This window comes from Isoptericola jiangsuensis, from assembly GCF_002563715.1.
GTDB lineage: Bacteria > Actinomycetota > Actinomycetes > Actinomycetales > Cellulomonadaceae > Isoptericola > Isoptericola jiangsuensis.
Map to the genome: position 1 here is coordinate 1,855,280 of NZ_PDJJ01000001.1, position 12,258 is coordinate 1,867,537.

The window sequence follows — 12,258 nt, forward strand, 5'->3', positions numbered from 1 at the left end:
CTAGTCGGCGGGATGTCGCCCGGCTTACCTTTGCGGTCGTCTAGGGCAGTGTCCGGCGGAACGACCCGCTGAGAGCCGTAGATTTGATCCCGAAGGAGTGATGACGCGATGGCGCGTTTGCCCAAGCTGACAGCGAGCGAAGTCGATGGCGTGAACTACCGCCGCGCCCGCACGTGGGAGATCGCGTTCTCCCAGCTGAACAACGGCTCGGCGATGATCTTCTACGTCCTGGTCGGCCTGATGAGCTACCTGCAGAACGCCGGCTACGGCATCGCGGTTGCGGTCGCGGGAGTCATCCTGACCCTCACTCGCGTGCTGGACGGTGTGATCGACCCGCTGCTCGCGCTGGTGATCGAGAAGGTCCGCTTCCGCTTCGGCAAGCTCCGCCTGTTCATGCTCACCGGCTGGGCGATCCGTTCGGTCGCGGTCGTCATGCTGTTCGTGTGGGGATCCGACAAGGGTCTCGGCGCCGGGTTCTTCGTCGGCATGTACGTCGTGTACGTCATCGGCTCGTCGATGAACGATATCGCCGGGCAGATGACGGCGCCGATCCTCACCAACGACCCCCGCCAGCGGCCCACCGTCCAGGTCTGGGCGACGGTCTACGCCTACTTCTTCCCCGCGCTCTTCTCGATCGTCTCGACCGTCCTGATCCTTCCTCGGCACGGGAACGAGTTCACCGTGGAGATGCTCAGCGAGACCGCGGTCGTCTTCGTCGCCTGCTCCTTCGTCTTCCAGGTCCTCGCCTGCCTCGGAGTGGCACGCATCGACAAGCCGGAGAACTTCACCCACATCGACGTCTCGAAGGAGAAGGCCGAGGTCACGGTGCGTGACATGTGGAACCTGGTCGCCGACAACGGTCCGTTCAAGCGCTACCTGATCAGCGGCGCCTCCGACAAGCTCGCCCAGGTGGTGAAGTCGCAGGCCGTGATCGGGACGCTGATGTGGGGGATCCTGCTCGGCAACATGCAGCTCGGCACCACCCTCGGGATGATGGCCATCCTGCCGGGCATCGTGTTCGCGATCTTCGGTGCCCGCTACACGGGCAAGCACGGTTCGAAGGGCGCGACCGTCACCTGGACGTGGATCTGCCTGGGCCTCGCCGTCCTGCTCGCTGCTTTCTGCCTGTCGGTCGACCTGCAGTCCGTGCTCGGCAGCGTGCCGCTGACCGTCGTGTTCTTCCTCGTCTACCTGCTGCTCAACGGTTCGGCGATGGTGGTCACCGTGGCCTCCGGGGCGATGCGCGCCGACATCGTCGACTACGAGCTCGACCGTTCGGGCAAGTTCCTCCCGGCGACCGTCACGGCCGCCTACAACCTCGTCGACCAGATCATCTCGTCGCTCGGCTCCACCCTCGCACTGGGTGCGGTCGCACTGATCGGGTTCACCGCCGTCATGCCGCAGCCGACCGACAGCCCGACCACGTCGATCCTCTTCATGACGTTGGCGCTGTTCTTCGGCCTGCCGATCCTGGGCTGGATCTGCACTCTGGTCGCGATGCGAGGCTACAAGCTGGATCGCCACGAGATGATCGAGGTCCAGAAGCGGGTGGCGGGACGCAAGGCAGAGCTGGAGCCGGTGCAGCCCGAGGCGGCCCTCACCTGACCGGGCCCGGGTCGAACGACCCGAACCGCCGCCGATGACCGGGCCGCGGACGCGCGCAGGTGTGGGCGCGTCCGCGGCCCGGTCATCGTGCGTGGAGGTCGCGGTACGCCGTCGGCGTCGTGCCGTACTGGGCGCGGAAGACCTTGACGAAGTAGTTGGCGTCGTCGTACCCGACGTACAACGCGATGTCGCGGACGCTCTGGGACGTCGTCGAGAGCAGCCGCGCAGCGCGTTCGGCGCGTCGGCGAGCGACGTAGCCGGCGATGGTGGTGCTCGTCGCCTCCTTGAACTGCCGCGCCAAGGTGGAGGCGGACACCCCCATCTCCTCGGCCAGAGCCGGCGTCGAGATGTCCTGGCTGAGATGCAGGTCGATCTGATCGGTCACCCGTCGCACGAGCATCGGGTAGTCGTGCTGTCGGTGCCGCCTGACGGCCGTGCAGAAGTCGGAGACCATCTGCGACGTGAACCCGAGCATGCGTCGGGGGTCGGAGGTGTGGCCCACCCGATGCAAGCGCTGTGCGTACTCCTGCGAGATCGCGTCGATCGTCGCGGGGGGCAGGCCGCCCTGCTGGGCGGCGACGCGCGCCATGATCCGCAGGATCGTCGCTCCGAGGAACGGCGTGGACAGGTACCCGATGGTGCGCGGCATCCCGGAGAGCCTCTGCAGAGCCTCCAGCGCATCATCGGCGGAACCGTCGGCGACAGCATCCATGAAGTCCTGCTCGTGACGGTATCGATCCTCGATGACGGTGAACGAGGCCGACTGCGGTGCTTCGCCCTGGCCTGGTGCGATCGTTCCGCCCTCTGCCTTGATGTGCTGCAGGGTGCCGAGCGAGTCCTCGCTCCCGGCAGCGCGCAACAGAGCCGCCGCGCTGCGGTGCACGTACTCCGCGTCCACGATCGCATACCGGGTGCGGTAGAGCTTGTACGGCGAAAGGAATGCGGTCGGGACGGAGAGCCGGCTCAGCACCTCTTCCGCGACGCCCGGGTACATCGGCGCGTGCGTGTACGGCCCGATCAGGAGCAGCCGGTCGTCCCAGCGCGCCAGCGTCACCGCCATGCCGAGCGGCTCCTCCACCTCGTGGATCACCTGGGGAGGCATCGAGTGGACGAACTCTCGCAGACTCCGGGCGGTGAAGGCGGGCTGGATCCCGACGTCGAAGCAGTGCATCTCCTGGAACACCGCCAACGTCGTGCCGGGATCGTCGGTGATCGTCACGGGGCAGCTCAGCACCCCGGCGAGAGCTTCGACGACGGCGACGAGCGGGTCGTCGACGGCAGGCATGGTTCCCGATCGGTCGAGGGAGGGCACCGACTCTCCCTCCGTACCTCCGACGGGGTCGGCGTGGGTGCGCGCCCGCCCAGTCGTTCCGCTCATTGTTGCCGCCTCATCCGCTTCCCGTCGACGATCGGTACGAGAAAAGTACTACTCGCGCCCTACCGGTTCTAACCGGAGGCTGTGACCTGCTCCTAGGGTCAGGGCACCGGCAACCGCCGGCCTGCCGTGCGCCGAAGGAGACCACCACCATGCCGCAGCCTGTCGTCCCCGTCGTCCGCCGAGTGACCCCGATCCTCGACGGGTGGGCGTTCGCGCCGTCGGCACTTCCGGCGGCGACCTGGGACCAGGTCGCCGCCGAAGGCTCGACCGTGACGCTGCCGCACACATGGAACGCCGTCGACGGACAGGCCGGTGGCGGGTACCGGCGTGGTCGCTCCACGTACGCCCGACGCGTGGTCGCCGACGCGGGTGCCGCGGAGACCTGGGTCGAGTTCGCCGGCGTGAACTCCTCCGCCGAGGTGTTCGTGGACGGACAGCTCCTCGCTCGGCACGACGGTGGGTACTCGACGTTCCGCGTGAACCTCACGGAACGTCTCGACGAGGGTGTGGCGACCGTCGTGGTCGTGGTGGACAACTCTGCGAACGAGACCGTCTACCCGCAGCAGGCGGACTTCACCTTCTACGGCGGCATCTACCGTGACGTGACCCAGATCAGCGTCGGCGCGACCCACTTCGCGCTCGATGGGCACGGTGGCCCGGGGCTGACCGTGACGCCGCACCTCGACGGAGACCGTGCCGACGTCGCGATGAGCGCGAGCGTTACCGGCGTCGATGCGACATCCGTCCGGTTCCTCGTCGACGGCGTGACCTCGGCGACCGTTCCGGTCGTCGAGGGCGGTGCGAGCGCCGACCTGCAGATCGAGCAGGTGCGTCGGTGGCGCGGTCTGCGAGACCCCCACCTGTACGTCGCTCGGGCCGAGCTGCTCGACGGCGAACAGGTCGTCGACGTGGTCGAGTTGCGTTTCGGGTGCCGCGAGTTCGCCGTCGACCCGCAGCGCGGCTTCTTGCTCAACGGTGAGGAGTACCCGCTGCGAGGGGTCTCGCGTCACCAGGACCACGAGGGTGTGGGCAACGCGATCACCGAGGAGATGAAGCAGACGGACCTCGCGCTGCTGCACGAGATCGGCGCCACCACCGTGCGCCTCGCGCACTACCAGCACGACCAGCGGTTCTACGACCTGTGCGACGAGGCAGGGTTCGTCGTGTGGGCCGAGGTCCCTCAGATCACGGTGTTCCTGCCGGGCGCCGTCGACAACGCCCGCGACCAGCTCACCGAGCTGATCGTGCAGAACCGTCACCACGCGAGCATCGTCTGCTGGGGCCTGTCGAACGAGATCACCCTGGCGGGTGCCGGCGAGGAGGTGGTCGCCGCGCACCGCGAGCTGAACGACCTGGCGCACCGACTCGACCCGGAGCGTCTGACGGCGATGGCTAACCTGTTCCTGCTCGAGACGGATCACGCCCTCGTGACCGTGCCCGACGTGATGTCGTACAACCTGTACTTCGGTTGGTACGTGGGGGAGTCGGCCGACAACGACACCTGGCTCGACGACTTCCACGCCGCCTACCCCGAGATCGCGATCGGGCTGTCGGAGTACGGTGCGGACGCGAACCCGCAGTACCAGTCGGCCGACCCCGCCAAGGGTGACTACACCGAGAGCTACCAGGCGCTCTACCACGAGCACATGGTCACCATGATCGAGGAGCGGCCGTGGCTGTGGGCCACCCATGTCTGGAACCTCGCCGACTTTGGCTCCGCCGGGCGTGACGAGGGCGGCGTGGCGGGACGCAACCAGAAGGGGCTGGTGACCTTCGACCGCGGCCTGAAGAAGGACGCGTTCTACGTCTACAAGGCGGCGTGGGCGACGGAGCCGTTCGTCCACGTGGCGGGTCGCCGCCGCGCGGAGCGGTTCGAGGACGTGACCGAGGTCGTCGTGTACTCCAACCAGCCGGAGGTGACCCTGTCGGTCGACGGGGCCGTGGTCGGCAAGGTGGCCGGCGGTCGCGTGTTCCGCTTCGAGGTCCCGTTGACCGGTGAGCACGAGGTCACCGCGCAGGCGGGTGACGTCGTCGACACGATCAGCCTCCGCAAGGTCGACGAGGTGGCTGCGGCGACCGTGATGCCGACGACCACGATCTCGAACTGGTTCGACGAGGCGCCGCTCCCGACCCCCGCGGGCTTCTTCTCGATCGAGGACTCCCTCGGCGACATCAAGCAGTCCGAGGAGGGCGCACGCCTGATCGCCTCGGTCTTGGACGCCGTCTCGACGAGCCGCGGCGAGGTGGGCCGCGGGGTCGAGATCCCCCCGGCGATGCAGGCCATCGTCGACCGCATGAGTGTGGCGAAGCTGATCAAGCAGGCTGGGGGAGTGCCGGCGGAACAGGTCGCAGCCCTGAACGCCCAGCTCAACCTCATCGCCAAGTGACCCGAGGGTCCGGGGACAGGAGACTGCAGTGAAGATGGGCTTCCGCTGGTACGGCGAGGGCAACGACACGGTCACGCTCGACCACGTCCGGCAGGTGCCGGGCGTCGAGACCATCGTGTGGAGCCTGCACCACAAGCAGGCCGGCGAGGTCTGGGAGCAGGCCGAGATCGACGCGGAGGTCGCGCACATCACCGGGCTGACGGACGAGGCGCGGGCGCGCGGGATCACGCGCACCTTCGACGCCGACGTCGTGGAGTCGGTCAACGTGCACGAGTCGATCAAGCTCGGCCGCACGGTGCTCGGGATGAGCAGGGACGAGGCGATCGAGAACTACCGCACCACGATCCGGCGTCTCGGCCGGGCCGGGGTGAAGGTGGTCTGCTACAACTTCATGCCCGTCTTCGACTGGCTGCGCACGGACCTGTGGCACCCCCTGCCCGACGGGTCGACGGCCCTGTACTTCGAGAAGGCCGTCGTGGACCGCATGACCCCCGAGTCCCTGATCGCGGACATGGCCGCCGGTTCGCACGGCCTCACCCTGCCCGGCTGGGAGCCCGAGCGGCTCGCCGGGTTCACCGAGCTGAACGCCGCCTACGCCGGCGTCACGCACGAGGACATGTACGCCAGCTACCGGTACTTCCTGGACGCGGTGATCCCGGTGTGCGAGGAGTCGGGCGTCAAGCTGGGTGTGCACCCCGACGACCCGCCCTTCGACGTGTTCGGCTGGCCGCGGGTGGTGTCCTCCCACGACGACCTGGCGCGCGTGCTGGACCTGCACCCGAGCCCGTACCACGGCCTGACGCTGTGCCTGGGGAGCTTCTCGGCGAACCCGCAGGCCGACGCGGTGGCCGCGGTCGAGGCGTACATGGACCGCATCCACTTCTCGCACGTGCGCAACATCAAGCACTTCCCGAACGGCGACTTCACCGAGGTCGCGCACCGGGCGTGCGAGGGCGACGTCGACACCGTCGGCATCATGAAGGCGTACGCCCAGGCCGGGTACACCGGCTACCTCAGGCCCGACCACGGCCGTCACCTGTGGGACGAGAACACCACGAACAAGCCGCGCCCCGGCTACGGCCTGTACGACCGTGCGCTGGGCATCCAGTACCTGCTCGGCGTCTGGGACGCCGTGCACCACACCGGGCGCTGACGTCATGACACCCGTCGCGGCTCCCGCTCGGCTCTCGCGGTCCGCCCTCGGTCTCCCGATGCCACCGGAACGCATCGTGCACTTCGGGCTCGGTGCCTTCCACCGCGCCCACCAGGCCTGGTACACCGCGCGCGCCTCCGACGCCGCGGAGTGGGGCATCGTGGCGTTCACCGGCCGCAGCCGCGATCTCGTCGACCGGTTGCGGCCCCAGGACGGCCTCTACACGCTCGTCGAGCGGGGCGTCGACGGCGACCGCTGCGAGGTGGTGCCGTCGATCGTCCGCATCGAGTCCGGCGACGACGTGCCCGCGTTCGTCGCGGCCGTCGCCGACCCAGCCGTCGTGATCCTCACGCTCACCATGACCGAGTCCGGCTACCGGCTCGGCGCCGACGGCACCCCGGACCTGAGCGACCCGGTCGTCGCGGCGGACGTCGCACTGTTGTCCGAGGCGTTCACGACCGGGAGCGCCGACGCCGCCCGGCCCGGAACCGCGATGGCACGCATTCTGCTCGGCCTCGACGCCCGCCGTCGTGCCGGTGCAGGGTCGATTGCCGTCGTCCCCTGTGACAACCTGCCCGACAACGGTGGCAAGTTCCGGCGTGCGCTCGTCGATCTCGCCGAGAGGACGTCGCGCGAGCTGCCGGCCTGGCTCGCGACGAAGGTCTCGGTCGTCTCGACGTCGATCGATCGCATCACGCCTGCCATCGACGGCACCGTCGAGTCCCTCGCCGTCGCCGAGGCAGCCCGCTGGACCGATGCGGCGCCCGTGGTCACCGAACCCTTCTCCGACTGGGTGCTCGAGGGCGCCTTCCCCGCCGGGAGGCCGGACTGGGAGTCCGCCGGGGCCCGGTTCGTCGACGAGCTCGCGCCGTGGGAGAACCGCAAGCTCTGGATGCTCAACGGCGCCCACACCGTGCTCGCCGCGCTCGGGCAGGTCCGCGGGCACGCGAACGTGAACAGTGCGATCGTCGACCCTGTCTGCCGCGACGCCGTGGAAGCGCTCTGGGACGACGACGCGCGGCAGCTGCCGGAGTTCGATCTCGCGGACTACCGCGCGGCCCTGCTCGAGCGTTTCGGCAATCCGCGGATCGAGCACCGGCTGGCCCAGATCGCCCAGGACTCGACGACGAAGATGCGACTGCGTATCGTCCCGGTCGCCCTCGCAGAGCTCGCCGACGGCCGGACCGCGCACGGGTGTGCGACCGCGGTCGCAGCGTGGGTGCTCGGCGTCCGCGCAGGGTTGGTCCCTTCGCCTGACGGCGTCGGCGAACACGCGGACGCAGGCGACGATCCGCCGTCGTCGGCCACCCTGCTCGACCTGCTCGATCCGCGTCTTGCGGCCCACACGACGTTCGCTGGACTCGTACTCGCTGCCTGTGCGGATCTTTCCGCGCCCTGGGATTTCGAGCGTCGGTTGCGTCACGTCCCGTAGGGAACGCCGGGGACCACTCAGGACCGGGGGGGGGACCCGGACGTGCTCTGACGTCTCAGCGGGGGGCGGCCACTCTCACTCCGGGAGGGAGGCTGTGGTGTTCCCGTCGGGAACGGTGGCGTACCGATCAGGGCCGGCGGAGAACCAGCCGGTACGAGGTTTGTGCAGGTCAGTGGCTGTTCGTGCTGGTCGCGGGGAGGTCGGGGCGGGTTTCAAGTCCCCCTCCGGACACTCGTTGAGACAGCGACGACGAAGGCCTCCTGAGTCCACAACCAGGGGGTCTTCTGTCGTATCCGGCCACGGCACGGGTCCGGGATGTTCCCGTGGGTGTTCCCACGGGAGGGGATGGGCGTTCCCATGGGTGTTCCCAGCTGCCCTCGGCGGCGGCGTTCGCCCAGGTGGGAGCCGTGCTCGGAGGGGGACAGGCACCCCGCGGGCAGCATCGCTGGTTTGTCGGCGCTGCTGCCGGCGGGGCAGCGGTGTAATTTCCGAGCGTCAGGCGGGCGGAAGTTCAGGTCGCCCGTGGGCGACCCATTCCCGAGCCTGAGCCGTGGCCCGGTCGTGACCGGCCTGCGCGCCATCGAGGGTGTAGTACCGCTCGCGGGACATCCAGAGGCGGGAGGCAGGTTCGTCGTCGTCGACGGGGTCGATGTAGACCTCGGTTTCGAAGATGAGGGGTCGGCCCTTCGCCCTGAAGTTGTAGTCCAAGCCCAACCATGCAGTCACGACGTCGTACGGTCCGATCTTGTCCCTGCCGACGATGGAGTACTCGGGGGTCCGCAGCTCGACCCATCGGCGCATGGTGATCGGGGTCCCGTCCTTGTCGTGGTACCGGATCTTGATGTCCAGGTACCTGCGCATCCACCGGGCGGCGGCGTCGCCGGTGTCGTCCTCGTCAGTCACGTCGTATCCCCTCCGAGGGTGTTCGGGGTCCGAGTGTCCAGCGAGCGGTGGGTGCGAGCAAGGGGCTGCGCGAGTGCTTTCCAGAAGGGCACCGACCTCGCCGTCCACTTACGAGCCGTCGAAGACGAGATCAACTGCCGCCCACGACGCGTCCTCGACGGCGCAGTCCCTGCCGACCTGTTCGCCGCGCTACTAGCCTCCCAGAACCGCCCGCCGTTGCGACGCTTGCTGGAAACCAACCCGTCGCTCAGGGGTCAATCTTCACGCGTCGTCGACATGAACCTCAAATCTCGCTCAATCTTCCCTGCCAGAGCCCTGGCTACCGCTATGTTTGGTGACGTCTTTTGTGACCGACCCGCAATGATGCATTCTGGACGTCAGTTGCCGAACTAACCGGCACCCGAACCGGAGGAGTCGACCCATTTTGAGAAAGAAGTTCGGCGTTATCTTGGGCGCCACCACTCTTGGCCTTGGCCTGAGTGTCGCCCCAGCCAGCGCCACAGGCCAGGACGACGCGGCTAACGCAATCGAAGCGATCGAGAGCGTCGCCCCGGAATCCCTCGCCGCAGTCGCGACAGCTGACGGCGTTGTCTTGTCGGACCCGGCCGACGCGGAAGTAGATGAGTTTGGCCGATCAGCCGCGAAGGCCGCAATGATCGACCCAACCAACCCGGAAAGTCCTATCAGAGTAGAAATCCCCGAGGATCCTGCCGACGGAATTCTGTTGGAGCAAGCGGGATTCGCGAGCATCAATATTGGTCTGCCAAATAGCGCGCAGGCCGACGACGTGGAGTACGGCGATCTAGACATCGCGACATACGACAACAATGACGGTTCAAAGACCGTGCCCATCGTCAATCCTGACGGAGCGGTGCAGATCACAACCGTTATTTCTGGGCCTGAGGCCCCGGCGAGGTACGTGTACCCGATCACCATGCCAGCGGGTGCCGAGCTCGTTGATGCTGGCGATGGGTACTTTGCTGTTGTGCAGGCGGACTCGACCCCCCTTGCGATGATCGAGCCTGCATGGGCACTCGATGCAAACGGAAATGACGTGGCGACCCGCTACGAGGTCGAAGGACATTCGCTCGTTCAGGTAGTAGAGCACGGGGATGGAACCGCCTATCCTGTCGTCGCTGATCCCGCGGTTGCGGGAAAGTACATCAAGAAGTTCACCATCACCAAGAAGACAAATGGGTTCACATTCGGAATCTATCCAGTCAACGCCTGGAATGTGACCGTGAGTGCGAGCGAGTACTACGCTGAGTACAAGCTATACGTCAATTCCCAGTACGAGGGGCAAAAGTACTACGACCAAATCAGGTGTCATTGGGACTTCGCGCCCTTCAAGACGCCTTGGAACATCGATTCGTGGCGCCCCAACGTCGGCTACGCTGCGACGGTTGCGGCTCTGTGCAACCCATGACGACGAAATCAAGCGCACGTCGGAAATGGAAGCTGCTGATGATTCTCGGCGGTCTTCTCCTAGTCGCAGCGGCAGCGGCTGCGATTCTTGAGGGTTATGCATCAGACGCGCAGGAGCGTGTTGGCAACCCGACTCTCGCATTCACTCTCGCTGTACTGGCTATCCTTGCTCTTGTCATCGGTGTGGCGGGATATGCGAGATCGCAACGATCGGCCGGAGGGGTGGGCAGGAAAGAAGCTCTCGACGCCGAGCCAAGCTCTGAGTAGCGGGGTCCAACATGGTCACACCGTGCTGCACTCGCTAATGTCGCTCGTTTGCGACACCAGGGTGTGATGGACTCAACTTCTCCGCCGATTTTCGCGATAGACAGCCGCGACCGGCACCAACTGATTCGGTGTCGGTCGCGGTGCGGGTCCCCGGCAAAGTTCATTGATCGGCGTTGTGCGGCTCATGGGACATCCGGTAGGGGCGGAGGCTCGCCGGTGAGCGCGCTGCTGGTGGTGGGGGTCCAGGTCCCCGAGGATCAGAGGCGACCAAGCTCTCTGAGGTGTTCTCACCAGCGTGATCGTCGGGCTCCTCGTTGAAGGTGGAGCAAGACGAGGGCAGCGGCGGTGATCTTGGTGAGGCGATGCGGGTCGAGGGTGACCATCTGCAGGGCGGGCCAGGTCTTCTTCAGCAGGGCGTTGCCGCGTTCGGCCACGGACCGCAGACCGGTCAGGAGCTTGTTGCGGGTTCTGGCGGCGGTGATGTCGTGGGTGGAGCCCGGACTGACCGGGGAGACCCACACGGGGTAGCCCGTGGGGTCGCACAGGACCTGGATGTTGCCGCCGTGGCGGTGATGCTTGCCGGAGTACCAGGACTCCGCCCCGGAGGGGTTCTTCGGGCCGTGCAGCTGCATCGTCGCGACCAGGGTGCCGTCGAGGCACACGTACGGCCAGTCCTCTTGGCGGGCGGTAGCCAGCACGTCGTGCAGGTCGGGAGCCCGCAGGGCGATGACGTCGACGGCCTCGTGCAGGTACCGGTAGGCCGTCGCGATCGAGATCTCCGCGTCCCGCGCCAGCAGGTGGACCCGCGTGGAGTCCTTGAACCAGCGCAGCACCAGCAGCGCCTGCGTGCGCGCGGTCGCCACGCGTTGCCACGGGCGGATGTCTCGAACCCGGCGGTGCGCCGCGATCCAGCGCGTCACGGTGCGCAGGGTGTCAGGAGGCACGTCGAGGGTGGCACGATAGGTGATCAAGCAGGGTCCCAGTCGTCCGGTATGTGTGTTTGGCGACTGCATCCTGGTCCTGGGACCCTGCTGCTGCCAAACCCGCCACCCGGACGAACCTGCAGGTCAACGCGCCGTCGCGCCGATCAACTCGCGCAGCCTGGTGAGAACACCTCTCAGGGTGTTTCGGAAATTCCGTCTCGGCGTGCTTGTGCCAGTAATTGCGCTAATTGCTTCGACAGTGGCAACGCCTGCGCTTGCGGATTCTGGCTCCGCTAATGAATCTGCCGAGCAGAGCGGTACGATTTCAAACGAACAAGCTGATTGGGTTGCAGAACCAGTCGGATCCTCTCCCTATGTCGCAGCGGATTCTCCCGAGCAGGCGATACAGACTTTGGAAAAACTTGAGTCTCCCGACCTTGCAGTAGCAGAGTCTGCCGCCGCGGCAGTAGTGGTGTCACCTTGCACGTTGTACCCAACGCGAGTCTACTTCCGGACGTCTTCTAATAAGGGTGCCGTCGGCTTCAAGCCGTATTCCAAATGCTCAACCTCTGTAACTTCTATTCGCCACCAAAGCGATCCCACGTACGAGTACTTCGGCCTGTAGATATCGATTGTTTCGAAGCCCGGCGGAAACAGTGGTGAGTCGAGCTATACCCAGAAGAATATTGAATATCCCTGTGTGGCTGATCTTGACACGGAATTCCGCGGAACCACTCTCGGCATGATTGTGTGCAAGGGGAAGACGTTTTACGCACGGGTCTACA

8 protein-coding genes are annotated in these 12,258 nt (G+C 66.5%); 5 read left to right on the forward strand and 3 right to left on the reverse strand.

Annotation, left to right across the window (positions count from 1 at the left end; genetic code table 11):
• Positions 1–150: 150 nt before the first annotated feature.
• Positions 151–1,605: an MFS transporter gene (locus ATJ88_RS08465; protein WP_170023572.1), complete on the forward strand. Its 1,455-nt coding sequence runs from the start codon at positions 151–153 to the stop codon at positions 1,603–1,605.
• A gap of 82 nt (positions 1,606–1,687) precedes the next feature.
• On the opposite strand, the gene ATJ88_RS08470 is transcribed toward ATJ88_RS08465, so the two are convergent.
• Positions 1,688–2,917, reverse strand: a complete 1,230-nt coding sequence (locus ATJ88_RS08470) for a helix-turn-helix domain-containing protein (RefSeq protein WP_141538632.1) — start codon at positions 2,915–2,917, stop codon at positions 1,688–1,690.
• Between the two features lie 215 nt (positions 2,918–3,132).
• Between ATJ88_RS08470 and ATJ88_RS08475 the strand changes: the two genes are divergently transcribed.
• The 3 genes from ATJ88_RS08475 to ATJ88_RS08485 all read left to right on the forward strand — a co-directional run bounded on the left by ATJ88_RS08475 (position 3,133) and on the right by ATJ88_RS08485 (position 7,955).
• On the forward strand, positions 3,133–5,370 hold the full coding sequence (locus tag ATJ88_RS08475) for a glycoside hydrolase family 2 protein (RefSeq protein WP_098463450.1): 2,238 nt from the start codon (positions 3,133–3,135) through the stop codon (positions 5,368–5,370).
• Between the two features lie 34 nt (positions 5,371–5,404).
• Positions 5,405–6,523, forward strand: coding sequence for a mannonate dehydratase (locus tag ATJ88_RS08480; protein WP_245852630.1), 1,119 nt, complete (start codon positions 5,405–5,407; stop codon positions 6,521–6,523).
• A gap of 76 nt (positions 6,524–6,599) precedes the next feature.
• Positions 6,600–7,955 (forward strand): mannitol dehydrogenase family protein, encoded by a 1,356-nt coding sequence (locus ATJ88_RS08485; RefSeq protein ID WP_245852252.1) that lies wholly within the window; start codon positions 6,600–6,602, stop codon positions 7,953–7,955.
• Between the two features lie 495 nt (positions 7,956–8,450).
• On the opposite strand, the gene ATJ88_RS08490 is transcribed toward ATJ88_RS08485, so the two are convergent.
• On the reverse strand, positions 8,451–8,858 hold the full coding sequence (locus ATJ88_RS08490) for a hypothetical protein (RefSeq protein WP_098463453.1): 408 nt from the start codon (positions 8,856–8,858) through the stop codon (positions 8,451–8,453).
• Positions 8,859–9,282: 424 nt separating this feature from the next.
• On the opposite strand from ATJ88_RS08490, the gene ATJ88_RS18750 reads away from it, so the two are divergent.
• Positions 9,283–10,284, forward strand: coding sequence for a DUF2599 domain-containing protein (locus ATJ88_RS18750; RefSeq protein WP_245852255.1), 1,002 nt, complete (start codon positions 9,283–9,285; stop codon positions 10,282–10,284).
• 553 nt (positions 10,285–10,837) lie between these two features.
• Here ATJ88_RS18750 and ATJ88_RS08500 read toward each other — a convergent pair.
• Positions 10,838–11,521, reverse strand: a complete 684-nt coding sequence (locus ATJ88_RS08500; RefSeq protein ID WP_098463454.1) for a transposase family protein — start codon at positions 11,519–11,521, stop codon at positions 10,838–10,840.
• Positions 11,522–12,258: the final 737 nt, after the last annotated feature.

Bases quoted from the DNA above. Each gene is read 5' to 3' on its own strand.
- ATJ88_RS08475 (WP_098463450.1), top strand. From the start codon at position 3,133: ATGCCGCAGCCTGTCGTCCCCGTCGTCCGCCGAGTGACCCCGATCCTC.
- ATJ88_RS08480 (WP_245852630.1), top strand. From the start codon at position 5,405: ATGGGCTTCCGCTGGTACGGCGAGGGCAACGACACGGTCACGCTCGAC.